Source organism: Nonomuraea rubra, assembly GCF_014207985.1.
In the GTDB taxonomy this organism is placed as follows: domain Bacteria; phylum Actinomycetota; class Actinomycetes; order Streptosporangiales; family Streptosporangiaceae; genus Nonomuraea; species Nonomuraea rubra.
This window is the reverse complement of sequence record NZ_JACHMI010000001.1, coordinates 10,284,482-10,308,351: the sequence shown is the minus strand read 5'-3', so window position 1 is coordinate 10,308,351 and position 23,870 is coordinate 10,284,482. Positions and strand designations below refer to the sequence as shown.

General features: G+C 71.8%; 20 protein-coding genes. 9 read left to right on the top strand and 11 right to left on the bottom strand.

The features are described 5' to 3' along the window. Window positions 1-59 precede the first annotated feature (59 nt). Entirely contained in the window at window positions 60-1,214 is a 1,155-nt protein-coding gene (locus tag HD593_RS46920) for an extracellular solute-binding protein (RefSeq protein WP_185109377.1), read from the top strand. A gap of 141 nt (window positions 1,215-1,355) precedes the next feature. On the opposite strand, the gene HD593_RS46915 is transcribed toward HD593_RS46920, so the two are convergent. Then, complete coding sequence (locus HD593_RS46915) at window positions 1,356-1,556, bottom strand: hypothetical protein (protein ID WP_185109376.1); 201 nt, start codon at window positions 1,554-1,556, stop codon at window positions 1,356-1,358. Between the two features lie 207 nt (window positions 1,557-1,763). Then, window positions 1,764-3,092, bottom strand: a complete 1,329-nt coding sequence (gene gabT / locus HD593_RS46910) for a 4-aminobutyrate--2-oxoglutarate transaminase (protein ID WP_185109375.1) — start codon at window positions 3,090-3,092, stop codon at window positions 1,764-1,766. Between the two features lie 92 nt (window positions 3,093-3,184). On the opposite strand from gabT, the gene HD593_RS46905 reads away from it, so the two are divergent. Then, complete coding sequence (locus HD593_RS46905) at window positions 3,185-4,825, top strand: PucR family transcriptional regulator (protein WP_185109374.1); 1,641 nt, start codon at window positions 3,185-3,187, stop codon at window positions 4,823-4,825. Here the strand turns inward: HD593_RS46905 and HD593_RS46900 are convergent. After that, window positions 4,791-5,417, bottom strand: a complete 627-nt coding sequence (locus tag HD593_RS46900) for a TetR/AcrR family transcriptional regulator (RefSeq protein ID WP_185109373.1) — start codon at window positions 5,415-5,417, stop codon at window positions 4,791-4,793. The two genes, HD593_RS46905 and HD593_RS46900, sit on opposite strands and share 35 nt — an antisense overlap. Before the next feature lie 292 nt (window positions 5,418-5,709). Between HD593_RS46900 and HD593_RS46895 the strand changes: the two genes are divergently transcribed. Further along, window positions 5,710-7,137 (top strand): aldehyde dehydrogenase family protein, encoded by a 1,428-nt coding sequence (locus HD593_RS46895; RefSeq protein WP_185109372.1) that lies wholly within the window; start codon window positions 5,710-5,712, stop codon window positions 7,135-7,137. A 43-nt stretch (window positions 7,138-7,180) separates the two neighbouring features. Here HD593_RS46895 and HD593_RS46890 read toward each other — a convergent pair whose 3' ends face one another. Continuing rightward, a complete protein-coding gene (locus HD593_RS46890; RefSeq protein ID WP_185109371.1) occupies window positions 7,181-8,272 on the bottom strand; it encodes a trypsin-like serine peptidase in 1,092 nt (363 codons plus the stop codon). Between the two features lie 55 nt (window positions 8,273-8,327). Beyond that, entirely contained in the window at window positions 8,328-9,248 is a 921-nt protein-coding gene (locus HD593_RS46885) for a trypsin-like serine peptidase (RefSeq protein ID WP_246547102.1), read from the bottom strand. A gap of 225 nt (window positions 9,249-9,473) precedes the next feature. Between HD593_RS46885 and dxr the strand changes: the two genes are divergently transcribed. Continuing rightward, window positions 9,474-10,673, top strand: coding sequence for a 1-deoxy-D-xylulose-5-phosphate reductoisomerase (gene dxr, locus HD593_RS46880; protein WP_185109369.1), 1,200 nt, complete (start codon window positions 9,474-9,476; stop codon window positions 10,671-10,673). A 39-nt stretch (window positions 10,674-10,712) separates the two neighbouring features. Then, the gene (gene ispG, locus HD593_RS46875) at window positions 10,713-11,882 is read left to right on the top strand and encodes a flavodoxin-dependent (E)-4-hydroxy-3-methylbut-2-enyl-diphosphate synthase (RefSeq protein ID WP_185109368.1); all 1,170 of its coding nucleotides are present in this window, start codon (window positions 10,713-10,715) and stop codon (window positions 11,880-11,882) included. An 85-nt stretch (window positions 11,883-11,967) separates the two neighbouring features. Here ispG and HD593_RS62720 read toward each other — a convergent pair whose 3' ends face one another. Continuing rightward, window positions 11,968-13,836: a glucuronyl esterase domain-containing protein gene (locus HD593_RS62720; protein WP_312904236.1), complete on the bottom strand. Its 1,869-nt coding sequence runs from the start codon at window positions 13,834-13,836 to the stop codon at window positions 11,968-11,970. A gap of 275 nt (window positions 13,837-14,111) precedes the next feature. Here HD593_RS62720 and HD593_RS46865 point away from each other — a divergent pair, with 275 nt between their 5' ends. The 3 genes from HD593_RS46865 to HD593_RS46855 all read left to right on the top strand — a co-directional run bounded on the left by HD593_RS46865 (window position 14,112) and on the right by HD593_RS46855 (window position 17,442). Continuing rightward, a complete protein-coding gene (locus tag HD593_RS46865) occupies window positions 14,112-15,695 on the top strand; it encodes an alpha/beta hydrolase (RefSeq protein ID WP_312904234.1) in 1,584 nt (527 codons plus the stop codon). A gap of 72 nt (window positions 15,696-15,767) precedes the next feature. After that, window positions 15,768-16,610: a GNAT family N-acetyltransferase gene (locus HD593_RS46860; protein ID WP_185112551.1), complete on the top strand. Its 843-nt coding sequence runs from the start codon at window positions 15,768-15,770 to the stop codon at window positions 16,608-16,610. Window positions 16,611-16,620: 10 nt separating this feature from the next. After that, window positions 16,621-17,442 carry an NAD(P)H-binding protein gene (locus HD593_RS46855; RefSeq protein ID WP_185109367.1) on the top strand — a complete coding sequence of 274 codons (822 nt, stop codon included), beginning with the start codon at window positions 16,621-16,623 and terminating at the stop codon, window positions 17,440-17,442. A 27-nt stretch (window positions 17,443-17,469) separates the two neighbouring features. Here the strand turns inward: HD593_RS46855 and HD593_RS46850 are convergent, their stop codons facing one another. From HD593_RS46850 to HD593_RS46840, 3 genes are all read right to left on the bottom strand, one after another. Beyond that, window positions 17,470-19,152, bottom strand: a complete 1,683-nt coding sequence (locus tag HD593_RS46850) for a SpoIIE family protein phosphatase (RefSeq protein ID WP_185109366.1) — start codon at window positions 19,150-19,152, stop codon at window positions 17,470-17,472. Window positions 19,153-19,239: 87 nt separating this feature from the next. Beyond that, window positions 19,240-19,617 (bottom strand): DUF3037 domain-containing protein, encoded by a 378-nt coding sequence (locus tag HD593_RS46845; protein ID WP_185109365.1) that lies wholly within the window; start codon window positions 19,615-19,617, stop codon window positions 19,240-19,242. Continuing rightward, window positions 19,614-20,417, bottom strand: coding sequence for a HipA family kinase (locus HD593_RS46840; protein ID WP_221526535.1), 804 nt, complete (start codon window positions 20,415-20,417; stop codon window positions 19,614-19,616). Before HD593_RS46840 ends, HD593_RS46845 begins: the two co-directional genes overlap by 4 nt. 122 nt (window positions 20,418-20,539) lie before the next feature. On the opposite strand from HD593_RS46840, the gene HD593_RS46835 reads away from it, so the two are divergent. Beyond that, the gene (locus HD593_RS46835; protein WP_185109363.1) at window positions 20,540-21,505 is read left to right on the top strand and encodes an ArsR/SmtB family transcription factor; all 966 of its coding nucleotides are present in this window, start codon (window positions 20,540-20,542) and stop codon (window positions 21,503-21,505) included. 190 nt (window positions 21,506-21,695) lie between these two features. On the opposite strand, the gene HD593_RS46830 is transcribed toward HD593_RS46835, so the two are convergent. Continuing rightward, window positions 21,696-22,568, bottom strand: a complete 873-nt coding sequence (locus tag HD593_RS46830) for a TIGR03619 family F420-dependent LLM class oxidoreductase (RefSeq protein ID WP_185109362.1) — start codon at window positions 22,566-22,568, stop codon at window positions 21,696-21,698. Then, a complete protein-coding gene (locus HD593_RS46825) occupies window positions 22,565-23,812 on the bottom strand; it encodes an LLM class flavin-dependent oxidoreductase (RefSeq protein ID WP_185109361.1) in 1,248 nt (415 codons plus the stop codon). Before HD593_RS46825 ends, HD593_RS46830 begins: the two co-directional genes overlap by 4 nt. Window positions 23,813-23,870 lie beyond the last annotated feature (58 nt).

Genomic DNA, 23,870 nt, shown 5'->3' with positions numbered 1-23,870 from the left:
CCGCCTCCCCTTGTCCTGTCACCGGTAAGCTCCGATCAGACAGGACAAGGGGGGACAACGTGAATCGTCGGCGCACGTACGCACTGGCGCTCGCCGCGGCGGTGCTGGCCACCGGCACGGCCGCGGCGGCGGACCCGGCGCCGTCGACGACCGCGACGACCAGGCCCTCCGCCAAGGCCACCCCCAATCCCACGCCCACCCCCACGCCGACGGCGACGCAGAGCGACGGCACGCTGCAGATCCTCACCTACCGGGGCTACGCCGAGTACGGCGGCGTCAGCCCCAAGGTCAACTGGGTGGGCAACTTCGAGAAGGAGACGGGCTGCCGCATCGCCCGGCTCGACACCGTGCAGACCGCCGAGGAGATGGCCGACAGGGTCACCCAGCGGCCGTACGACGTGATCACCGCCGGGCCCGTGCTGGCCGCCGACCTGATCGCGGCCAAGCAGGTGCAGCCCATCGACCCGGCCAAGGTCAGCGACTACGAGGACCTCGCCGAGGACTTCCGCGAGATGACCACGGTGTCGGGCAAGGCGTACGGGGTGCCGTACCTGTGGGCCTACCACGAGTTCGTCTACGACTCGGCCAGGGTCAGGGGCGGGGGGCTGGAGCAGCTGTTCTCCTCCGACCGGGCGGCGCTCAAGGACACCCCGCTGACGATCGCCGAGGCGGCGCTGGCCGAGGGGTCGGCCAAGGAGCCGTACGAGCTGAGCGAGGCCGAGCTCGGCGAGGCGATGGCGCTGCTGGAGCGCAACAAGGACCGCACCTACTGGCGGAACCCGGTCGACCTGGTCAGGGGCTTCGCCACCGGGTCGCTCGACTACGCGCAGGTCACCCCGTACTACCGGCTGCTCCTGCAGCAGGCCGGCCTGGCGGTCAAGCCCGTCTCGACGCCGAGAACGACCGGCTGGGTCGACTCGTGGATGCTGGGCGCGAACGTGCCCGACACCGCCTGCGCCTACCGGTGGCTCAACTGGGTGACGGCGGCCGGCGCGCAGCGCGACGCGGCGGCGTGGGCGGGCATGGCGCCGGCCAACTCCAAGGCGTGCAAGGGGCGGGCCAAGGCGATGTGCGAGGCGTACGGGGTGGGTGACGCCAAGCGGCTCGGCCGGGTGGTGTTCGCGACGCGGCCGCCCGGGGATTGCCGGGCAGAGGACGGGGAATGCACTGACTATCGTGTCTGGGCCGATCGGTGGAGCGAGCTCCTGAAGTGATCAGGCCCACGTGCCCGCCCATCCCCCCGCTGGGCGTGGCCCGCCAGAGGCGCCCCGGGCCTTCCCCCCGTCCCGGGGCGTCTCGCCGCCGCTCCGGTCGCGCGGCGGACGGCTGAACGGAGAACGGCCGGGCGGAGACGGCTAACGCGACGGGAAGGCCACCACGGTGGCCATGGGCGCGGGCAGGAGCGCCTCGGCGCAGTCGGCGCAGGCCAGCACGGCCGAGTCGTCGGGCAGGCGGCCCACGCGCACGCGCGGCCGCGGCCACCTCTTGTGGCAGACGACGCAGGCGTCGCCGTCGCGCTGGGCCCAGGTCAGGCCCTCAGGGTCGAACGTCAACATACTCCGCGCCGTTCTGGTCGGACCCCAGTTCATCACGCTCCCAGCTGCCATCGCCCCACCGTATGTCGGAACCGTTATAACCCTGACCGAGGCCGTGAGCGTCTAGCTGAGCGTCAAGTCAGGGTGAATTCTCTACCCGGATGAGGCCGTTTACACCACAAAAACGGGCATCCAGCCCAAGCTGGATGCCCGTTTCGTTGGTCTTCGTCAGAGCTCGGCGATCGCCTTCTCCAGGATGCCCAGCCCCTCCTCCAGCAGGTGCTCGGGGATCACCAGCGGGGGCAGGAAGCGCAGCACGTTGCCGTACGTGCCGGCCGTCAGGACCAGCAGGCCCTCCGCGTGGCAGCGCTTGACGACCTCCTGGACGGCGGTCGGGTTCGGCTCCTTGGTGCCGGGCTCGACCAGCTCGATCGCGATCATCGCGCCGCGTCCGCGCACGTCGCCGATCACGTCGAAGCGCTCCTTGAGCGCCTCCAGCCTGGGGAGCATGATCTCGCCGATGCGGCGGGCCCTGGCGACCAGGTCGTCCGCCTCGATCGTCTCCAGCACGCCCAGCGCGGCCTCGCAGGCGAGCGGGTTGCCGCCGTACGTGCCGCCGAGGCCGCCGACGTGCACCTTGTCCATGAGGTCCGCACGCCCCGTCACAGCCGCCAGCGGCAGGCCGCCCGCGATGCCCTTGGCGGTGGTGATGATGTCCGGCACGACGCCCTCGTCCTCGCAGGCGAACAGGGTGCCCGTCCGCGCGAAGCCCGTCTGCACCTCGTCGGCCACGAACACGATCCCGTTCGCCCGGCAGAACTCGGCGATCCGCGGCAGGAACCCCCTCGCGGGCACGATGAACCCGCCCTCGCCCGCGATCGGCTCGATCACCACGGCCGCCACGTTCTGCGCGCCGATCTGCTTGGTGATCAGGTCGATGGCCTGCTCGGCGGCCTCCTCCGCGCAGTTCTCCGGGCCGGTCGGCCAGCGGAACGGGTACGCCAGCGGAACCCGGTACACCTCCGGCGCGAACGGGCCGAACCCCTGCTTGTACGGCATGTTCTTGGCCGTCAGCGTCATCGTGAGCAGCGTGCGGCCGTGGTAACCGTGGTCGAACACCACCACGCCCTGGCGGCCGGTCGCGTGCCGGGCGATCTTGACGGCGTTCTCCACGGCCTCGGCGCCCGAGTTCACCAGGAACGTGCGCTTGTCGTGGTCGCCGGGCGTCAGCTCGTTGAGCTTCTCGCAGACCTCCACGTACGACTCGTACGGGGTGACCATGAAACAGGTGTGCGTGAAGTCCGCCACCTGCTTCTGGACGCGCTCGACGACCCTGGGGGCGGCGTTGCCCACGTTCGTCACGGCGATGCCCGAGCCGAAGTCGATCAGCGAGTTCCCGTCGGCGTCCTCCACCACGCCGCCGCCGGCGCGGGTGACGAAGACCGGCAGCGTGGTGCCGATGCCGGGCGGGACGGCCGCCTGCTTGCGGGCCAGCAACTCCTGGGACTTGGGGCCTGGGATCGCGGTCACGACGCGCCGCTCCTGGGGAATGCTCATGGCTCCGACGGTACGGCGGGCTCCCATCAGCTCCGATACGTCGATATGTCACACTGGGAGTGCTCGTCTTTGCCGGAATGGACAAATCGCTCATGCCGCCTTCGCTGCAGACCGTCGTGCGCCGCATGAACCTCCGGCCGGTCGCCGGGACCGGGCGGCCAGGGGTGCTGGACGCCGCCGTGCGCTGGGTCGCGGTCAGCGAGCTCGCCGATCCGACACCGTACCTCGAAGGCGGGGAGCTGCTGCTCACCACCGGCATGCGGATGGAAGGCGACCTGACAGGGTACGTGGCGCGCCTGGTGCGCCGGGGTGTCGCCGGGCTCGGATTCGGCGTCGGTGTCTCGCACGAGGAGGTGCCGCCCGCCCTCGCCTCGGCCGCGGAGTCCGCCGGGCTGCCGCTGCTGGAGGTGCCGCGCGAGACCCCGTTCATCGCGGTCGGCAAGGCGGTCAGCGAGCTGCTGGCGGCCGAGCAGTACGAGGAGATCAGCCGCGCCTTCGCCGCCCAGGGCCGGCTGACGCGGGCGGCGCTGCGGCCGGAGGGCATGCACGCCGTCATCGACCGGCTGGCCAGGGAAGTCGGCGGCTGGGCCGCCCTGCTGGACGAGTCCGGCGAGGTCCGCCACGCCACCCGCGGCGCCGGCCTCGGCGTGGTCACGGCCGAGCTCGCCCGGCGCCGCGGCCAGCCCGTGGAGACCGCGGGCGGCGGGGCGCAGGTGGGTGCGGCGCGGGCCGGTGGTGGTGAGCGGATGCCTGCCAGTCTGGCGTTGTCCGGGCCTGGCGAGCACGTCGTCGTGCAGCCGCTCGGTGGCGGGGCGCGGCCGCGCGGGTTCTTCGCCGTCGGCGCGCCGCACGCCTTCACCCCCGTCACCCACACGGTGATCAACGCGGCCGGGTCGCTGCTCACGCTGGCCATGGAGCAGGGCAGAACCCAGCTCGCCGCCGAACGCCGCCTCCGCACGGCGGTGCTGGAGCTGCTGCTGGCCGGGGAGGGGGAGCGGGCCCGCGCCGTGCTGGGAGCGCTGGGCGGCCGGCTGCCCGAGCCGCCGCTGGTCGTGCTGGCCGCGGGCGCCGAGGCGCTGGAGGCCCTGGAGGCGCGCGCTTTCGCCGCGCTGCTCAGCACCGGCCCCGGCGTCGCTGACGCCGGCTCCGGCGGCCTCGCCAACCCCGCCGGCTCCGGCGGCCTCGCCGGCCATACGGGCGCCACCGATCCCCGCACCGTCATCGCGATCGTGGCCGAGAGCGTGGCGGAGGAGGTGGCGCTGGGCGCGGAGGCGCCCGTGGGGTGCAGCCAGCCGTGTGACGCCGCCGGTCTCCGCAACGCTCTCGACCAGGCCGGCCGTGCCCTGGAGGCGGCCCGCGGCCGGGACGGGGCGGGGGACGCCGGCCGTGTCGTCAGGTTCGCCGAGCTGGCCGGGCAGGGCCTGCTCGGGCTGCTCGACCCCGCCGCCGCCCAGGCGTTCTCCGCCGCCGTCCTGGCCCCGCTGACCGCGTACGGCTCCCGGGCCGACCTCGTCGAGTCGCTGCGCGCGTACCTGGACAGCAACGGCCACTGGGACGCGGCGGCACAGCGGCTGGGCGTGCACCGCCACACGCTGCGCTACCGGATGAGACGCGTCGCCGAGCTGCTGGGCCGCGACCTCGACGAGCCGGGCACCCGCGCCGAGCTGTGGCTGGCCCTGGAGGCGGCCAGAAGAGGCGCTACTCCGGCTTCTCCACGAGGTAGCAGCAGATGATCGCCGTGGTCACCGCCTCGAACGTGCGCCCGTCGCGCAGGTGCCCGGCCCGCTCCAGGGAGATCGCCCCCTGCGCGGCCGCCCACAGCGCGTCGGCGATCTTGCGAGGCTGGGTGGGGATCAGGTAGCCGGCCGAGATGCAGTCGGCGATGACGCGGTCGAGGATGTTCAGCGCCGCGCGGGCCAGGGTCCTGGCGCGCTCGCTGGGCTCGAAGCCGGGGATCGCCCGCTCGAACATCAGGCTGTAGTAGCCGGGCTCCGACAGGCACGCCTGCCGGTACGCGGGGCCGAGCGCGTTGAGCTGCTCCAGCGGGTCGCGGCGCTGCGGCACCGCCTCCAGGAAACGCCTGAAGCGCTCGAATCCCTCCAGGTAGAGCGCCTCCGCCAGGCCCTCCCGGTTGCCGAACATCGTGTAGATCACGGTCGTCGTGCAGCCTGCCTCGGCGGCGATGCGGCGCATGGTGAGGCTGTCGGGCCCGTCGGTCCGCAGCAGGTTCACCGCGACGTCGAGGAGGTGGGAGCGCAGCTCGTCATGGCCGGCGCGCTCACCCATGAGGTAGGCGCCCTGTAGCCCCAGAGGCGCCGAGGTCATGCGACCTCCTTCGTGGCCAAGGAACTCTGCGTCCTTGTGACCTCACGCTGTTCGGTCACGGGGCCCACGCCTTTCTGAGTCGGGGGCCCACCGCGCTGGAGACCCGCACCCGATGACTTAGCCATAGCGGAGATCGCTCAAACCACTCCGCATGGTAAACATCCCGAATTGGGTCTACTTCTGTTACATCATGGGTATACAACGGGGCTTGTACTTAACGGTGAGCCCTCGTGGGGGTGTTGTGCATCGTGGTGTAAATCCCCGGTCCATGCCTTGGCATAACGTCGGAGACATGGACGTGCGTACCTTCTGGCTGGCCGGCCGCGCCGCGACCGGGGACACCGAGCTCACTGTCACCAACCCCCACGACGGCCGCGAGGTCGGCAGGCACTCCGTGCCGACCGACGCCCAGGTCGAGGAGGCCGTCGCGGCCGCCTCCGCGGTGGCCGCGCAGGCCGCCGCGCTGCCCGTCCACGTACGGGCCGAGGCCCTGGCCCACGTGTCGCGCCGGATCGCCGAGCGGGCCGACGAGATCGCCCACCTGATCACCGCCGAGAACGGCAAGCCCGTCATGTGGGCCCGCGGCGAGGTCGGGCGCGCGGTGGCCACGTTCCGCTTCGCCGCCGAGGAGGCCCGCCGCTGGTCCGGCGGCGTGCAGCGGCTCGACACCGAGCCCGCCGCGGCCGGGCGCCTGGCGTACGTCTCCCGCGTGCCCAAGGGCCCCGTCCTGGCGATCACCCCGTTCAACTTCCCGCTGAACCTGGTCGCTCACAAGGTCGCCCCCGCCATCGCCGTCGGCGCACCCGTCATCGTCAAGCCCGCGCCCGCCACGCCGCTGTCCTCGCTGCTGCTCGGCGAGATCCTGGCCGAGACGGACCTGCCCGAAGGCATGTTCTCGGTGCTGCCGATCGAGAACGACCGGGCCTCCGCGCTGGTCCAGGACCCGAGACTGCCCGTGGTGTCGTTCACCGGCTCCGCGCCCGTCGGCTACGCCATCGCCGACCAGGTGCCGCGCAAGCACGTGACGCTGGAGCTGGGCGGCAACGCGGCCGCCGTCGTGCTGGCCGACGCCGACCTCGACTGGGCGGCCCGGCGCATCGCCCTCTTCTCCAACTACCAGGCCGGGCAGAGCTGCATCGCCGTCCAGCGGGTGATCGTCGAGCGGCCCGTCTACGACGCGTTCGCGGAGCGCCTGCTGCCCGCCGTGGCCGCCCTCGTCACCGGCGACCCCGCCGACGAGAAGACCCAGGTGGGCCCCCTGGTCTCGGAGGCCGCCGCCGAGCGGGTCGAGCAGTGGGTCGGCGAAGCCGTCGCCGCCGGGGCGAAGGTGCTGGCGGGCGGCACCAGGCAGGGCGCCACCATCGCCCCGACGGTGCTGGCCGACGTCCCGCACGACGCCAAGGTGGCGCGCGAGGAGGTCTTCGGGCCCGTCATGATCCTCCAGGCCGCGGAGTCGATCGACGAGGCGTACGCCATGGTCAACGACTCGAAGTACGGACTGCAGGCCGGGGTGTTCACCCGCTCGCTGGACGCCGCCTTCCGGGCGAACCGGGAGCTGGAGGTGGGCGGTGTGATCATCGGCGACGTGCCCTCGTACCGGGCCGACCAGATGCCGTACGGCGGGGTCAAGGACTCGGGGATCGGCCGCGAGGGGCTGCACTCGGCGATGGAGGACTACACCTACGAGAAGGTCATGGTGCTGACCGGGCTGACGCTCTGAGAACCGCCGGGGCGCCCCGGTCCCGGACGGGGCGCCCGCCAGGTCAGGCGTGCTGGGCGGTGTCGAAGAGCGCCTTGACGGCGTCGCCGAAGTAGGGGCCGTACATCGTGCGCTGGTCGTCGCTGTACTTGAAGCTGCTCAGCGACGTGATCGTGCCCTTGCCGCTGGCCGTGTCGAACCCGGTCATCCACGGCCCGCCGCTCGCGCCCGCCGTCATGTCGCAGCCAAGGCCCTGGTCGCGGGTCTGGCCGTACGGGTCGTTCTTCAACCGGCCCGCGCAGTAGACCAGATGGTCCCCGTCGTACGGCGGGTCGGCCGGGTAGCCGAAGCCGAACGCCTGCCCGCCCCGCCCTCCGTTGAACGCGATCTTCTGCGTGCCCACCACGTCGGCCACGTGCCTGCCGTGCGAGGTGGCCAGGGCCACCATGCCGACGTCGTAGTTGTCGTCGCCGCTGCGCGACCAGGGGCCGGCGACGAACATGCGGCGGGCGGTGTACTGGCCGTACGGGCGCAGGCCGTTCGTGCCGTACCCGGGGACGAACGTCCAGTTCGCCGCCCACTCGCCGGCGCCGTCCTTGACGCAGTGGCCGGCGGTGACCACGACGTCCTTGTTGGCGCTGTTCACGGTGCTCGCCGAGCAGACGAAGTCGGCCCCCGCCACGGTCAGGAACACCCGGCCCGTGGTCCTGGCCACCTGGCCGCCGGTGATCCAGCGGGAGCCGATCGTGCTGGTGTCGGGCCTGGCCGCGGCCAGGTGGTGCGAGCCCATGAGCTTGCGCGGCAGCGCCAGGTCGGCCTTCCTGCCCGTTACCTCCGGGGTGGTGCGCACGCCCGCGCCGCCCGTGACGCCGCTCAGCAGGTCGCCGCCGCCGGTCACGTCCGTCACGATGTCGAGCAGGCCGATGGGCAGGGCCTTGGCCATGCGCTCGGGTGTCCAGTAGTCGAGCACGCGCCGGTGGTCCGCGGCGCTGCGGGCGGCGACGTGCTCGACGATGTCGCTCCGCTTGACCGTGTGCGCGGGCACGACGGCCGATGGGTCGGCCTGCTGGCGGGCGGGTGCCGCGCCGAGGAGCGCGGGGCCGATCAGCCCCGCGAGGAGCGGGGCCGCCGCAAGCAGGGGGGTGCTCAAGGTCATGGCCCCCGAGTGTGCACCACGAGATGTGTTCTTGTGACTACTTTCGGTAAATTGCTCAGAGTGCGCTGGCCGTTTGGGCTGATTGGTAGACGGCCTGCGCCTCGTTCCCGAAATAGGGGCCGAGCATCCAGTTGGGGGCGAAGCTGTATTTGAAGCTGTTCACCGAATTCAGGGTGCCGAGCCCGGTCTGCTCGGCGAAATTCAGCAGCCACGGGCCGCCGCTCGATCCGCCCGTCATGTTGCAGGTCAGGCCGAGGTCGTCGGTCCCGACGAAGTCGTCGAACGCCCTGCCGCTGCAGTAGATCAGCTTCGAGCCGTCGTAGGGGGCGAGCGCGGGGTAGCCGAAGGCGTACATCTGCCGGCGTCTGGGCTGGTTGAACGCCACGCCCTGGCCGCCGACGGCGTCCACCAGGGTCCTGCCGTCGAGCGGCGCGACCACGGCGGCGGCGACGTCGAAGTTGATGTCCTCCCTGGCGTTCCACTGGGGCGTGGTCAGCAACCGGGTCGCGGCCCAGGTGCCGAACGGGCGGCTGCCCCTGTCGTAGCCGGGCACGAACACCCAGTTCGTGTGGAAGGCGCCGCTCATCTTCACGCAGTGGCCGGCGGTCAGCACCACGCTCTTGTTGGCGCTGGTCACGGCGGTGCCGGAGCAGGAGGAGTTGCGGCCGGCCTGGGTGGTGAAGAAGATCCGGCCGGTCGTGCGCGCCACCGCGCCGCCGCCGGTCCACGCCTCACCCGGCGTCCTGGCCGCCTGCGGCTCACGGGCGAACGGGGCGCCCCGCTCCGGCTCACCCGCCGTCTCCGCCTTCGGGGCCGGGGCGTTCAGGGGCTGGGCGGACTCCATGCGGCTCTCGGTCCAGTACGTCAGCACCTGCCGCCGCTCGGCGGCCGTGTCGGCGGCGGCACGCTGGGCGGGCTTGGGGCGAAGCGCCTGGGCGTCGGCCGTGCCGATGGGGGCCAAGGTGACGGTGAGCATGGTGGTAGCGGAAATCAGGGCGAAGCGGCGGTGCATTACGAACCTCCCTAAACCGGACGGTGGGCTTGGAAGGTAGCCGTAGCAATATCCAGATTTCTCAAGATTTGCGCATTCCGATATGACGATATTCCGTCACAAATTCACTGCACTCTCGCCCGTCACATAAGGAGGGGAATTTCTGGACGACCGGTCCCGCGTGCCCGAGTGCGCCGCACAGCGGGGAGAATGGGACCCGTGCATGCAGAGACCCTCCGCTCCGTCGTCGTACTCGGCTCCACCGGCTCGATCGGCACCCAGGCCCTCGACGTCATCGCCGCCAACCCCGGCGGCTTCAAGGTCGCCGCGCTGGCGGCGGGCGGCGGCAGGGTCGAGTTGCTGGCCAGGCAGGCGGCGGAGTTCGCGGCCGAGGCGGTGGCGGTGGCCGACGCGTCGGCCGTACCGGCGCTGAAGGAGGCGCTGGCCGCGCACGGCGCCTCGCCCACCGTGCTGGGCGGCCCGGAAGGGGTCGCCGAGGTGGCCGGGTGGCAGTGCGACGTGGTGCTCAACGGCATCACCGGCGCGCTCGGCCTGACCTCCACGCTCGTCGCGCTGGAGGCGGGCAGGGCGCTCGCGCTGGCCAACAAGGAGTCCCTGATCATCGGCGGGCCGCTGGTCAAGCGGCTGGCCAGGCCGGGGCAGATCCTCCCGGTCGACTCCGAGCACTCGGCGGTGCTGCAGTGCCTGTGGGCCGCGGGGCCCGACGGCTACGACCCCTCGTGCGTCAAACAGCTCGTGATCACCGCCAGCGGCGGGCCGTTCAGGGGCATGAGGCGCGAGGAGATGGCCGGCGTCACGCCCGAGATGGCCCTGGCCCACCCCACCTGGTCCATGGGCCCGTACATCACGATCAACTCCGCGAACCTGGTCAACAAGGGTCTGGAGGTGATCGAGGCACATCTGCTCTACGACCTCGGCTTCGACCGCATCGAAGTCGTGGTGCACCCCCAGTCGATCATCCACAGCATGGTCGAGTACGTCGACGGCTCCACCATCGCCCAGGCCAGCCCGCCCGACATGCGGCTGCCGATCGCCCTGGCGCTCGGCCACCCCGGGCGCATTCCCGGCGCCGCCCGGCCCATCGACTGGACCAAGGCGCACACCTGGACGTTCGAGCCGCTCGACGACCTGGCGTTCCCCGCGGTCGCGCTGGCCAGGCACGTCGGCGGGCAGGGCGGCACCGCGCCCGCCGTCTACAACGCCGCCAACGAGGTGTGCCTCGACGCGTTCCTCGAGCGCGGGCTGCCGTTCCTGTCCATCGTCGACACCGTGGCCAAGGTCGTCGAGGAGCACCAGGTCACGCCCGCCGACACCGTTGAAGAGGTGCTGGCGGCCGACGCCTGGGCCCGGGCCCGTGCGGCCGAACTCACAGCCGGGCAGTCCCGCTAGCTACCTAAACTGGAAAGCGTCGTCACAGTAAGGGTTGAAATGTCTCCTGTAGCTCTCGGCATCCCGACGGTGCGTCCCAAGCCGCTCGCCGAACGCCGCCACTCCCGCCAGATCATGGTCGGCAGCGTGCCCGTGGGCGGCGACGCCCCCGTGTCGGTGCAGTCGATGACGACGACGGTGACCGCCGACGTCAACGCCACCTTGCAGCAGATCGCCGAGCTCACCGCGTCCGGCTGCCAGATCGTCCGGGTCGCCGTGCCGTCCCAGGACGACGCCGACGCGCTGCCCATCATCGCCAGGAAGTCGCAGATCCCGGTGATCGCCGACATCCACTTCCAGCCGAAGTACGTCTTCGCCGCCATCGACGCGGGCTGCGCGGCTGTCCGGGTCAACCCCGGAAATATCAAGAAATTTGACGATAAGGTCGGCGAAATCGCCCGCGCGGCCGCCGACGCCGGCACCCCGATCCGCATCGGCGTCAACGCCGGCTCCCTCGACAAGCGCCTGCTCGAGAAGTACGGCAAGGCCACCCCCGAGGCGCTGGTGGAGTCGGCGCTGTGGGAATGCTCCCTGTTCGAGGAGCACGGCTTCCGCGACATCAAGATCTCGGTCAAGCACAACGACCCGGTCGTGATGATCAACGCCTACCGCCAGCTCGCCGCCCAGTGCGACTACCCGCTCCACCTCGGCGTCACGGAGGCCGGCCCGGCCTTCCAGGGCACGATCAAGTCCGCCGTCGCCTTCGGCGCCCTGCTCGCCGAGGGCATCGGCGACACCATCCGCGTCTCCCTGTCGGCACCTCCGGTGGAGGAGGTCAAGGTCGGCGCCCAGATCCTGGAGTCGCTCGGCCTGCGCGAGCGCGGCCTGGAGATCGTCTCCTGCCCGTCGTGCGGCCGCGCCCAGGTGGACGTCTACACCCTGGCCGAGCAGGTCCAGGCGGGCCTGGAGGGCATGAAGGTGCCGCTGCGGGTGGCCGTCATGGGCTGCGTCGTCAACGGCCCCGGCGAGGCCCGCGAGGCCGACCTGGGGGTGGCGTCCGGGAACGGCAAGGGGCAGATCTTCGTCAAGGGCGAGGTCATCAAGACCGTCCCCGAGTCCCAGATCGTCGAGACGCTGATCGAAGAGGCGCTGCGGCTGGCCGAGGAGATGGGCGTCGAGGTCGACCTCGACGACGACACCTCCACCGGCCCGACGGTCACGGTCGGCTGAGGGTTGATTTGTACGGGTGTGGGCCTGTAGGCGGGCCCACACCCGATGATTCAGCGCGCCGGTGCGGCCTTGCGACCGGACAAGCTCAGGCGCAGGTGTAGCCGGACGGGACCGCCGTGTCGCCGTTCGGGCGGGTCACCTGGAAGCCGGCGCTGCTGTTGCCGGCGCCCGCCGCGATCGTGCCGTTGTGGGCGACGTTCCTGATGGTGACGGTCTGGCCGCTGCTGGTGACGGTGCCGTTCCAGGAGCCGGAGAGGGTGTGGCCGGCGGGGAGGGTGAAGGTGACCGTCCAGCCGCTGATGGCCGAGGTGCCGGTGTTGGTGATCGTGAGGGGCTGGATGACGTAGCCGGTCGACCACTGCGTCTGTACGGTGCCGGTGGCCGTGCAGGTGCCTGTGGAGGTGCCGGGCTGGGTGGTGATCTGGGCGGTGCCGGAGACCGGGGAGGGGTTGCCCGCGGCGTCGCGGGCTCTGACCTGGTAGCGGTACGTGGTGCTCGGGGCCAGGCCCGTGTCGGTGTACGAGGTGGTGGTCGAGGTGGCGACCTGGGTGAACGTGCCGCCCGTCGTGCCGGGGGCGCGGAGGATGTCGTAGCCCGTTACGCCGGTGTCGTCCGTCGAGGGTGTCCAGGTCAGGGTCGTGCCCGTGGAGGTGGTGGCCGAGGCGGTCAGGCCGGTGGGGGCCGTGGGGGGCGAGGTGTCGCCGCCGCCGTCGGTGAGGGCAGGCGTCGTCCAGTCGCGCCACTCGGCCAGGTTGCCGCTCTTGTTGGAGGCGATCCGCATCGAGCCGGTGTAGCTGCCGGTGTTCAGGAGGAACCGCTGGATGTTCTGCTGGAGCGGGGTGCGCCACTCCGACCTGGTGGCGCAGTGGGTGCCGTCCTGGACGGCCGACCAGTACGTGATGTTGCCGCCGGCGCCGAGTGCCCTGTAGACCTCCGCGCCGCCGAGGGCTCCGACGCTCGCGGATCTGGCGGCGAGCCAGTCGATGTGCGGGTTGTCCATGATGAACAGGCCGCGCGGCGCGATCATGCCCACGACCGAGTGCGTGTCCACCGGCAGCCTGCCCGGGCTGCCCGTGAAGGAGCCGAACGCGTCGCCGAGCCACGGCTGCTCGGAGTAGGCGCTGCTCAGCGGCTGGGCGCCGCTCTCGCCCGGGATCGAGCGGAACGCGGCCACCCCGCCGCTGCCGGACTCGATGGGCATGGTCAGCGCGATGCGCTGGTCGAAGGCGCCGACCACGAAGGCGCCCTTGCCGTACCGGGAGCAGCCGGTGACGCCGGTCGCGTCGGCCCGCAGGATGCTCCCGCCCGACTGCTCGATGACGTCGATGATGCGGCTCACGCCCCACGCCCAGGCGGCCAGGACGCCGGTGCCGCTGGAGGCGCCGTAGATGTTGTAGAAGGCGCCCTGCTTGCTGGTGCGCGGGGTGCCCTCCCTGCCGACCGCGAGGGGGTCGTAGCTGATGACGGCGGCGCCGGCCGCCTTGATCGTGGCGGTGTCGGCGCCGAGCCCGCCCAGGACGACGACGGCGGGGAAGGGGCCGGTGCCGCTCGGCAGGTCCACGCCGGCCGAGAAGCTGGCGGTCCTGCCGTTGTGCGAGACGTTCACGGTGATGCCGGTCCTGGAGACCGTCCCCGTCACGCTGGACGGCTTGGGCGGCTTCTCGCCGTAGACGAACTTCTCCGCCAGCCTCTTGATCTCCTGCCGCCTGCATCGCCAGTCGGCCCTGGTGGCGATGCGGGTGCCGTTCAGCTTGGTGAAGGGGTCGGGGAGCCTGGAGACGGTGGGTAACGAGCCCGCGTCGGGCAGGCCGGGCACGGCGCAGTCGGCGCCCTCGTCCTCGACTCCGGCCGCCGCGGCGGCCTCGTTGGGTGCGACCGTCATCGCTCCGGTGATCGAGAGTGTCGCCGCCACCGCCAGCGCGACGAACCTGGAGCGGGCCAAGCCGATGATCACAGGGCTCTCCCTTCCGAGTGGGGGTGCTGGCGATCAGTCTGGGAAGCTGGTCGAAATATGTCAATGAAGTCTCGAAATGTTTCGGCATGGCCGCTGCTCCCGGGGCTATGGCCTGGGATTATGCCGATCGCAGTTTCGGAGCTATCGGAAACTAGGTGAAACGTCACTCCGGGCCACGGTGAGATCACAGAACGGCAAGCATTTCCCCATACCCAGAGTCATCGGCCGGTCGCACGCGGGAGCATCGCAGGGCCTATGACAAGGAAGGGGGCCGGGTGAAGCGGGTAATGGGGGTTGTCGCCGGGCTGGTGGTGCTCGTCGCCGGGGTCGCGAACGCGGACGGGGCGGCGGTGGCCGGCAGGAAGGCGCCTGTGGTGTGGGGAGCCTGTCCCAAGGTGGCGGGGAAGACGGCCTCGGCCGCGCTCGAATGCGCCACCGTACGCGTGCCGCTCGACTACCGCCATCCCATGGGGCAGTCGATCAAGATCGCGCTCAACCGGATCAAGGCCAAGGTCTCCAGGGACGCGGGCCATCTGGGGACGCTGCTGGTCAACCCCGGAGGGCCGGGGGCGTCAGGGCGGAACCTGACCGAGTACGTCGCCACGTCACTGCCCGCCGACGTGGCCGAGCGGTACGACGTCGTCGGGTTCGACCCGCGCGGCGTCGGCGCCAGCGAGCCGTCCGTGCACTGCGTGGACCCCGACACGTACTACAAGGCCCCGCGGCCGGACGCGGTGCCGCACAACAGGGCCGAGGAGAAGGTGCTGCTCGCCAGGGCCGCCGAGTACGCCTCCAGCTGCGGCCAGCTCTGGTCCTGGCTGCTGCCGCACCTCACCACCGAGAACTCCGCCAGGGACATGGACACCGTCCGCGCCGCCCTCGGCGAGGAGAAGATCAGCTACCTCGGCTACTCGTACGGCACCTACCTCGGCGCCGTCTACGCCACCCTCTTCCCGAGCCGCGTCAAGCGCCTGGTCATGGACAGCAGCGTCGACCCCACGGGCGTCTGGTACGACTCGAACCTCAAGCAGGACCACGCCTTCGAACGCCGGCACCGCCAGTTCCTGGCCTGGACCGCCAAGCACCACGACGCCTACAAGCTGGGCGCCACGCTCAAGCAGACCTCGTTCGCCTACTACGCGATGCGCGACCGGCTGCGCGCGAAGCCGGCCGGGGGCGTCGTGGGGCCGAGCGAGCTCGACGACACCTTCACCGTGGCGGGTTACAGCGACAAGGTCTGGCCGCAGTTCGCCCAGGCCTGGTCCGCCTACGTCCGGCAGGGCGACGTGAAGGGGCTCACCGAGATCTACGCCAAGCACGGCAAGAACGACGCGGAGGACGAGAACGGCTACGCCATCTACCTCAGCGTCCAGTGCCGCGACGCCCGCTGGCCGCGCGAGTGGGACAGGTGGCGGGCCGACATGAAGGCGATGCACCGCGAGGCGCCGTTCCTGACCTGGCCGAACGCCTGGTTCAACGCCCCGTGCGCGTTCTGGCCGGTGCGGGGCGGCAAGCCGGTGGACGTGCGCTCCTCGCCGAAGCTGCCACCGTTCCTCATGCTGCAGTCCCGCCACGACGCGGCGACGCCGTACCAGGGCGCCCTGCAGATGGCCCGGCTCTTCCCCCGCTCCCGCATGGTGCTGGAGCGCGGCGGCAACCACGGGGTGTCGCTGGCGGGCAACAAGTGCCTGGACGGGCACCTGGCCGCGTACCTGCGGGACGGCACCCTGCCGCGCCGCGACACGACGTGCGCCGCGCCGCCCGAGCCGCGCCCGGCCGAGCGCATGACCTCGGCCAGCCCGCGACCCCCGGGTCTGCTGGGGATCCTGGGCGTGCTGGAGGGGCTGCCCGTGGGCTGACGTCAAGAAAGGGTTACCGGGGGCAGTGCCGGATGCCGTATTCGGTAACCCTTCGCGTAGTCTGACCATGTGATGCTGCGTACATCGGCGTCGCGCGTGCTCGATGACAACGACCGGGACGAGGTCCTCGCCCTCCTGGACTCCGATCCGGTCGCCAACGTCTTCGTGTCCTCTCGAGTGCGGGCCGTCGGACTCAATCCGGCGAGGCTCGGCGGGCAGATGTGGGGGTTCGGGCCGCGCGGTGGCCTCGTGTCACTCTGTTACGCCGGGGCCAACATGGTGCCGGTCAGCGCCGGCCCGGAGGCCGTGCACGCGTTCGCCGATCGCGCGCGCAAGCAGGGGCGGCGCTGCTCGTCCATCGTGGGGCCGGTCGACGCCGTCTCGCTGCTGTGGGAGCGGCTGGAGCCGTACTGGGGGCGGGCGCGGGCGATCCGCTGGGCCCAGCCCGTCATGGCGACCTCCAACAAGCCGCCCGTGTCAGCCGACCCCCTGGTACGGCGGGTGCGGCCCGACGAGTTCGACGTCCTGCTGCCGGCGTGCGTGGCGATGTTCACCGAGGAGGTCGGCGTCTCGCCGAACCTCGGTGACGGCGGCGCGCTCTACCGGACGCGGGTGGCCGAGCTGATCAGGATCGGGCGCTCGTACGCGCGGATCGACGACGGCCGGGTCGTGTTCAAGGCCGAGGTGGGGGCCGTCACGCCGCACGCCTGCCAGATCCAGGGCGTCTGGGTGGCCCCGGAGCTGCGCGGCAGGGGCTACGCGGTGGCGGGGATGGCCGCCGTGGTGGAGGCGGCGATGAGCTGCTTCGCGCCTGTCGTCTCGCTGTACGTCAACGACTACAACCACCCCGCCAGGGCGGTCTACCGGAAGGTGGGCTTCCGGGAGATCGACACCTTCATGTCCGTCTTGTTCTAGCATCCCGGGCATGATCCTTGTCACGGGTGCAACGGGGAACGCGGGCGGCGCGCTGGTGCGTACGCTGGCCGAGGCGGGCGAGCCGGTGCGGGCGCTGGTGCGGCGCGAGGTCGAGCTGCCCGCCGAGCTTGCTCTGGGCGATCTGAACGATCCCGCGTCAGTGGCGGGCGCCCTGGCCGGCGTGCGCGGGGTGTTCCTGATGGCCGGGTACGACCGGATGGACGAGACGCTGGCCGCCGTGGCGCGCGCCGGGGTCGAGCACGTGGTGCTGCTGTCGGCGAGCGCGGCGGAGGCCGCGGACCTGGACAATCCGATCTCCAGGTACCACGTGGAGTCCGAGGCGCTGGTACGGGAGTCCGGGGTGCCGTGGACGGTGCTGCGGCCGCGGACGTTCATGTCGAACACGTTCCGCTGGGCCGGGCAGCTCAGGTCGGGCGACGTCGTACGCGACTCCTGGCCCGGCGTCGCCGTCGCGACCGTCGATCCGCTCGACATCGCCGCCGTGGCCGCCGCGTCCCTGCTGGAGAAGGGGCACGACGGGCAGGTGTACGGGCTGACGGGCACGCGGGCGCTGCGGCCCGCCGACCGGGTGCGGATCCTGGGCGAGGCGCTGGGCAGGGAGCTGCGGTTCGAGGGGCTGACGGACGCCGAGGCCAGGGCCGAGATGCTGGACGGCGGGATGCCGGAGGCGTACGCGGAGGCGTTCCACGGCTTCTTCGCCCGCGGCGAGCTGGACGAGTCGGCCGTGCTGCCCACGGTCGAGCAGGTCACGGGCCGTCCGCCCCGCACGTTCGAGCAGTGGGCCCTGGCCAACGCCGGCGCCTTCCGCTAGCCGGGACACGCAGGACGAGCAGTTCCGCTAGCCGGGGACGCGCAGGGTCAGCAGGGCGACGTCGTCGTCGTTGTCGGCGGGGCGGACGCGGGTGAGCAGCCGGTCGCAGTAGGCGCTCAGCGGATGGCGGGTCAGCGCCGCCGCCTGCCGCCGCAGCCGGTCGAGGCCCTCGTCCAGGGGGCGGCTGGGCGACTCGATCAGCCCGTCGGTGTAGAGGAGCACGGTGGAGCGGGGCGGCAGCTCGGCGACGGCGTCCTCGCGGGGCGGTGCGAAGCCGGTGCCCAGCAGCAGGCCGCTCGCGTCCTCCAGGAAGCGGGTGCGCCCGTCGCTCTCGACCAGCAGCGGCGGCGGGTGCCCCGCGTTGGTCCAGCGGAACCGCCAGCCCCCGCCGGCGCGCTCGGCCCTGCCGAAGACGACGGTGGCCATCGTGGGCTCGGCCATGCGGGCCACCGCCTGGTCGAGCCGGTCCACGATCGCGCTGGGCGGCTCCTCCAGCTCGCCGGCGTAGGCCCGCAACATGTTGCAGACCTGCGCCATGCCGGACGCGGCGTCGAGGTCGTGACCCACCACGTCGCCGATGACCAGCCCGGCGGAGCCGTCGGACAGCACGAACGCGTCGTACCAGTCGCCGCCGACCTGCGAGGCGCGCGGCGCGGGCACGTAACAGGCGCCCATCTCCAGGCCGGGCACCGACGGCAGCCGGGGCAGCAGGTGGCGCTGCATGGTCTCGGCGACGCGGCGCTGCCGCTCGTACAGGCGGGCGTTGTCCAGCGCCAGCCCCGCCCGGCGGGCGATGTCCTCGACGAGCAGCAGGTCGTCGGGGGTGTACGGCTGACGCTGCGCCGAACGTCCCAGGGTCAGCGCGCCGACCACCTCGCGGACACCGCGGATCGGCGCGGTGCACGCCGACCGGATGCCGGTCGCCTTGAACAGCTCCCGCTGGACGGCGGCCAGCCGCGAATCGAGCGGCCCCTCGTAGTCCTTCGGGCCCACCAGCGCCGCGGCGACGCCGCGCAGCGCCCGCGCCAGCGGCATCGCGGACTCGCGCGGCAGCGGCGGCATCGGCCGCTCCAGGTCGTCGCGGTGCGCCAGGACCCCGTTCTCGTAGTGGACGACCGCGGCGCGGGACACCTCGCCCTCCTCGGTCAGCAGGTCCACCACCGCCCAGTCGGCCAGCAGCGGCACCACCAGGCGGACGAGCTGGCGCAGCGTCTCGCCCGCGTCCAGGCTCGCGGTGAGCGTCGTGGTCGTCTCCGCGAGCAGCGCCAGCCGGTCGAGCTGCGACATCGACGGGGCGGGACGCGCCCGCTGCCGCTCGCCGAGCCCGGCCGAGCCGATCTCGTGGAAGAGCACGAGAGCGCCCGTCCCGGCCTCGCCGACCTGGCACGGGGTGACCATCCAGGCGATCCGGACGAGCGAGCCGTCGCCCCGCTCCAGCCACACGTCCTCGCCGCGGGCGGTGTCGCTGGTGAGCAGCGGCTGCCTCATCACGCACCGGCTGCGCGGCAGCGGCTCCCCGCGCTCGCCCCGGTGCAGCAGGTCGTGGGCGTCGCGGCCGAGCAGCTCGTCCGCGCTGCGCCGCAGCAGCCGCTCGGCCTGCGGGTTGACCTCGACGATGCGCCCGCGGTCGTCCACCACGTACGTGCCCGCGCGGGCGAGATCCCCGAGCTGGAAGGCACGCGGCGCGGCAGACTCCGCGGTGTCCTCCATGGTCGGCCCTCCTTCCCCTCTCCGCTCCTTCTACCCAGCGTCGCCGCTGGTCAAGGGCCTCAAAGGGGACGAGCTTGGGCCGAGGGGCTAAACGCGGACGAGCTTGTCGAAAAGCCTGGCCAGCTCGGTGCCGGGGTCGGCGGTCAGCCCGGCGTGCACCGGCCCCGCCTGCACGATCGTGCTGCGCGGCGCCGTCAGCCAGCGGAACCGGCCGCCGAGCGACTCTCCCGCCAGCGGCCCGCAGTCCTGCCCGCAGGCCAGCTCGTACGCGGCCAGCGCCCTGCGGACCCCGTCGACGTCGGCCTCCGGATCCAGCGCGCGCAGCCGGCCCGCGTCGAGCTCGACCCGGGCGCACAGGAAGTCGCGCGGCTGGCAGTAGAGCAGCACGCCGGCGTTGATCAGCTCGCCCCGTTCGACCTTCGGCATCACGCGGATCACCGCGTACTCGTAGACGTCCCTGCTCACCGGCCGCCGCCTCCCCGCCAGAACTCGCCGACCGACCCCGGGCCCGACTTGCGGTCCTTGGCCTGCTGGAACTTCAGCCACTCGCGCGGCCCGTGCGCGCGCTGGAGCAGGTGCTCGACGTAGGCCGCGCGGACCTCGCCGGGGGAGCCGAAGCCCGGCTCGCCGTCCAGCCACGCGTCCGGCACCAGCGCCGTCACGGTCTCCAGCAGCTCCCGCGTGAGCCTCCCCGCCAGCTCCGCGCCCGCCGCCTCGACGTCGCCCGCGTACGGCGCGAGCACGTGATCGCCAGCGTCGAACGGCCGCTGCGGGTCGGCGGTGCGCCAGTTGTGGTGGAACCAGAGCGCGGCCCCGTGATCGATCAGCCACGTGTCGCGGTGCCAGATCAGCAGGTTCGGGTTGCGCCAGCTCCTGTCGATGTTGTGGATCAGCCCGTCGAACCACACCACCCGCGCCGCGAACAGCGGGTCCGCCACCCACGCCAGCGGCTCGAACCCGAGCGCCCCCGGCAGGAAGTCGACCGCCAGGTTGAGCCCGGTGCTGGCCTTGAGCAGGTCCTGGACCTCCTCGTCGGGCTCGCGGATGCCGAGCTGCGGGTCGAGGTCGATGAGCTTCAGCTCCGGAGTGTTGAACCCGAGGCGGCGGCCCAGCTCGGCGCAGATGATCTCGGCGACCAGCACCCGCCTGCCCTGGCCGGCCTCGCGGAACTTCACGACGTACGTGCCCAGGTCGTCGGCCTCGACGACGCCGGGCAGCGACCCGCCCTCCCGCAGCGGGGTGACGTAACGGGTCGCTGCGATCATTTCCAGCACGAGACGAGGCTATCGCCCCCGGCCACCTGCCCTGATCGGGACGAAGCGGGCACGGCTGTCGGATGGTGGCGCGCCACCGTAGAGTGGGCCCCGATGAGGGGATCGAGGGATCGATGCTCAGGATTCACTTCACCGGTGACGACTTACGGCGCACCCGGCTGGCGGAGACCGCCGACCCCTTCTGGGAGATGGTGTTCAGCAGGCACCGGCTCGCCGACCCCGCTCCGCCGGCGGCCCTGCGTCCCTGGCTGGAGGGGATCCGGCGCGAGGGGCATCTGCTGCACCGCTACGAGCGGGTGGTGGCGGCGCTGACGCCGTTCGGCCCCTACTTCCCCGACTTCATCACGCCCGTCGAAGGGCTGCAGGGGCTCGACGCCGGCCTGCAGGCGATCCTCGGCACCCCGCGCACGCGGCTGCGCCGCGAGATGGAGACGATGGCCCGCACGTCGCCGCTGCCCGGCTGGGGCCGGCGGCTGGCCGAGGGGGAGACGGCGACGCTGATGAACCTGGCGGCCACGCTCCGGTCGTACCACGCCATCGCGATCGAGCCCTACCGCGACACGATCGACTGCGCCGTCGCGGCGGAGGTGTCACGCAGGCGGCGCGACCTGGCGGAGGGCGGCGCCGACGGTCTGCTGCGCGGGCTGGCGCCGCTCATGCGCTGGCGGCCGCCGCTGCTGGAGGTCGACTACGACATCGACCGTGACCTGCACCTCGGCGGCCGCGGGCTGCTGCTGATCCCGTCGTACTTCTGCAGGCGCGTCCCCGTCGCCCTGGCGGACCCCGGCCTGCCGCCGACGCTGGTCTACCCGATCGACTGCCACTCCCACTGGCAGGCGAGCCGCACGGAGTCGCTGGTCGCCCTGCTCGGCGCGACCCGCGCCACCGTGCTGGCCGCCATCGACGGCGGCGCCACCACCACGCAGCTGGCCGAGCGGGTCGCGACCTCGCCCGCCTCCGTCAGCCGCCACACCCGCGTGCTGCGGGACGCCGGCCTGATCGAGACGCACCGCCACGGCACGGCCGTGCTGCACATGATGACCCCGCTGGGTCGGAACCTGCTGACGGCCGGCCGGTAGGGTGTCCACCCTTTGCGCCCACGTGCAAAGGCTGGCCGCGTCCCGGGGCCGGCCACGATACTGAACCCCTCGCTGCGGAGCCTTCCATACGTTCACGTATGGAAGGCTGAGCGGCGGTACGGGCGCATGCGGGCCCTACTGGGGCGGGCCCTCGGTGATCGGCACGACACGGCCATGACGGAGCCGGGGCTCACATCTTCCCGATGACCTCCTCGGCGAAGCGCTCCATGGCGGCGAGCTTGAGGTCGAGGGTGCCCTCGCCGTACCTCGACTTCTCCTCGGGGGTCGCCAGCCACCACGGGGCGGCCATCGTGCCCGTCACGCCCTTGGCCTCGAAGCGGCGGTACGTGTCCGCGTCGGGGAGCACCGCGAGCGGGGCGATGACCTCGAAGCCGTCCAGGGACCTGCCGTTGGCGTCGAGATGGCGGCGCAGGGCGTCCAGGACGTCGTCGAACTGCTCCTCGGTGTAGATGCGGTTGCCGATCCAGCCGTCGCCCAGCCTGGCCGCGCGGCGCAGGGCCGCCTCGCTGTCGCCGCCCACGAACACCGGGACCGGCCGGGCGGGGACGGGGCAGATCGACAGCGGCGGCAGGCCGTCGAGCGTGACGGTCTCGCCCGCCCACAACGAGCGCAGCACGGGCAACATCCCGTCCAGGCGGCGGCCGCGCGTGTGGAAGTCCTGCCCGGTGGCGACGAACTCCTCCTTGCACCAGCCCACCCCGACCCCGAACGTCACCCGGTCGCGTGACAGCACCGCCGCCGTGGAGACCTGCTTGGCCACGGTGAACAGGTCGCGGGCCGGGGCGATGTACACGTTCGGGGAGAAGCGCAGGGTGGTGGTGACGGCCGCCATCGCGCCGATCGTCACCCAGACGTCCGGCCAGTGCGTGCTCGCGTTCCAGCGGGGCCTGCCCGACTTCGAGTACGGGTACGGCGAGGCGAAGTCGGCGTAGAAGAGGTGGTCGGAGAGCGTGAGCGTGTCGAACCCGCACCGCTCGGCCGCCCGCGCGAGCTCCACGAACTGATCGGTGTCGGAGAACGAGGCCCCCAGCCAGAATTTCATCGGAACTCCGGGGCGACCTTGGTGGCGAACAGCTCCAGGTTGCGCTTGACCGTGTCGAGCGGCAGCACGCCCTGCTGGCCCTGCATGTACAGGCCGAACCACTCCAGGTCCGGCATGCGGTCGAGCATGCGCTGGATGCCGCGCTTGACGTCGTCGGGAGTGCCGAACAGGGCCATCTCGACGTCGTTCATGCGCTTGGCGTCGCCCTTCTCCGGGGAGATCGGCTTGTGCTTCTCGTCCTCCTTCTTGCGCAGCACCTCCAGGTAGCCGAACGGGCCGAAGAAGGCGGCGAAGTCCTTGGGGATGCTGCGGCCGAAGGTGTTGATGGCCTCCTCGGTGGTGTCGGCGATGCCGACGATCTTCAGGATGCCGGTGTGCTCGCCCAGCTTGTAGTGGCGGCCCTGCTTGGCGGACTCCTCCTGGTACAGCTTCGCCTTCTGGGCGTGGTCGTCCGGGTTGGGGGTGAACATCCACGGCATGATGTCCTCCTGGGCGGCCCTGATGACCGACCGGTCGGAGATCGTGAACGGTTGCCACAGCTCGGGGTGCGGGTTCTGGTACGGCCTGGGGCAGACGGAGACGGCCTTGATCGTGCCGTTCTCGTCCATCTCGTCCGGGGAGCCGAACGTGCGCGTCCACTCCTGGGCCGGCCAGCCCTCGATGCCCTCGTACGGGTAGGGCACCTGGTAGTCGAGCACGTCCGACTTGTAGCGGAGCGTCTCCTGCGTCCACGCCAGCTTCATGATCTTCAGCACCTCGCCGAAGACGTCGAAGTTGCGCGTGTCGGAGGCCGAGCCGTCGGAGCGGGCGGCGGCGGCGTGCCAGCGCTGGCCCAGGACGTTCATCCAGCGGTTCTGGTATCCCCGCGCCACGCCCAGGCGCAGCCGTCCCTTGCAGAACTGGTCGAGCAGCGCCACGTCCTCGGCGGCCCTGATCGGGTCCCAGGCGGGCAGCACGAGGCCGAGCGGCGCGAGCAGGATGCGCTCGGTCCTGGCGGCCAGGTCGGTGAGGAACATCAGCGGGTTGACCGAGAACTCCATGCCTTCGGAGTGGAAGTGGTGCTCGGTCATCATCAGCGCGTCGAACCCGATCTGGTCGGCGTGGACGGCTATCTCCCGTACCTCGTGCAGCAGCCTCTGGTACGACTCCGTGTCCCGCCCGATCGGGCGCTTGGCCCTGGCGTTCTCCTCGGCCGCGTAACCAGAGCCTGGAATTTGCGGATTCAGGAAGATAGAAAACTTCACCGTGGACCTCTTTCCGCGGGATGGTCTTCTGCAAGGTACTCTGGAAATCTTAACCGAG

What these genes read in the sequence shown, in the direction of transcription:
- HD593_RS46915 (WP_185109376.1), bottom strand. Translation starts at nt 1,556, where the DNA reads ATGTTGACGTTCGACCCTGAGGGCCTGACCTGGGCCCAGCGCGACGGC.
- gabT (WP_185109375.1), bottom strand. Translation starts at nt 3,092, where the DNA reads ATGAGCATTCCCCAGGAGCGGCGCGTCGTGACCGCGATCCCAGGCCCC.
- HD593_RS46905 (WP_185109374.1), top strand. Translation starts at nt 3,185, where the DNA reads ATGCCGCCTTCGCTGCAGACCGTCGTGCGCCGCATGAACCTCCGGCCG.
- HD593_RS46900 (WP_185109373.1), bottom strand. Translation starts at nt 5,417, where the DNA reads ATGACCTCGGCGCCTCTGGGGCTACAGGGCGCCTACCTCATGGGTGAG.
- HD593_RS46895 (WP_185109372.1), top strand. Translation starts at nt 5,710, where the DNA reads ATGGACGTGCGTACCTTCTGGCTGGCCGGCCGCGCCGCGACCGGGGAC.
- HD593_RS46890 (WP_185109371.1), bottom strand. Translation starts at nt 8,272, where the DNA reads ATGACCTTGAGCACCCCCCTGCTTGCGGCGGCCCCGCTCCTCGCGGGG.
- HD593_RS46885 (WP_246547102.1), bottom strand. Translation starts at nt 9,248, where the DNA reads ATGCTCACCGTCACCTTGGCCCCCATCGGCACGGCCGACGCCCAGGCG.
- dxr (WP_185109369.1), top strand. Translation starts at nt 9,474, where the DNA reads ATGGGACCCGTGCATGCAGAGACCCTCCGCTCCGTCGTCGTACTCGGC.
- ispG (WP_185109368.1), top strand. Translation starts at nt 10,713, where the DNA reads ATGTCTCCTGTAGCTCTCGGCATCCCGACGGTGCGTCCCAAGCCGCTC.
- HD593_RS46860 (WP_185112551.1), top strand. Translation starts at nt 15,768, where the DNA reads ATGCTGCGTACATCGGCGTCGCGCGTGCTCGATGACAACGACCGGGAC.
- HD593_RS46855 (WP_185109367.1), top strand. Translation starts at nt 16,621, where the DNA reads ATGATCCTTGTCACGGGTGCAACGGGGAACGCGGGCGGCGCGCTGGTG.
- HD593_RS46850 (WP_185109366.1), bottom strand. Translation starts at nt 19,152, where the DNA reads ATGGAGGACACCGCGGAGTCTGCCGCGCCGCGTGCCTTCCAGCTCGGG.
- HD593_RS46840 (WP_221526535.1), bottom strand. Translation starts at nt 20,417, where the DNA reads ATGATCGCAGCGACCCGTTACGTCACCCCGCTGCGGGAGGGCGGGTCG.
- HD593_RS46835 (WP_185109363.1), top strand. Translation starts at nt 20,540, where the DNA reads ATGCTCAGGATTCACTTCACCGGTGACGACTTACGGCGCACCCGGCTG.
- HD593_RS46830 (WP_185109362.1), bottom strand. Translation starts at nt 22,568, where the DNA reads ATGAAATTCTGGCTGGGGGCCTCGTTCTCCGACACCGATCAGTTCGTG.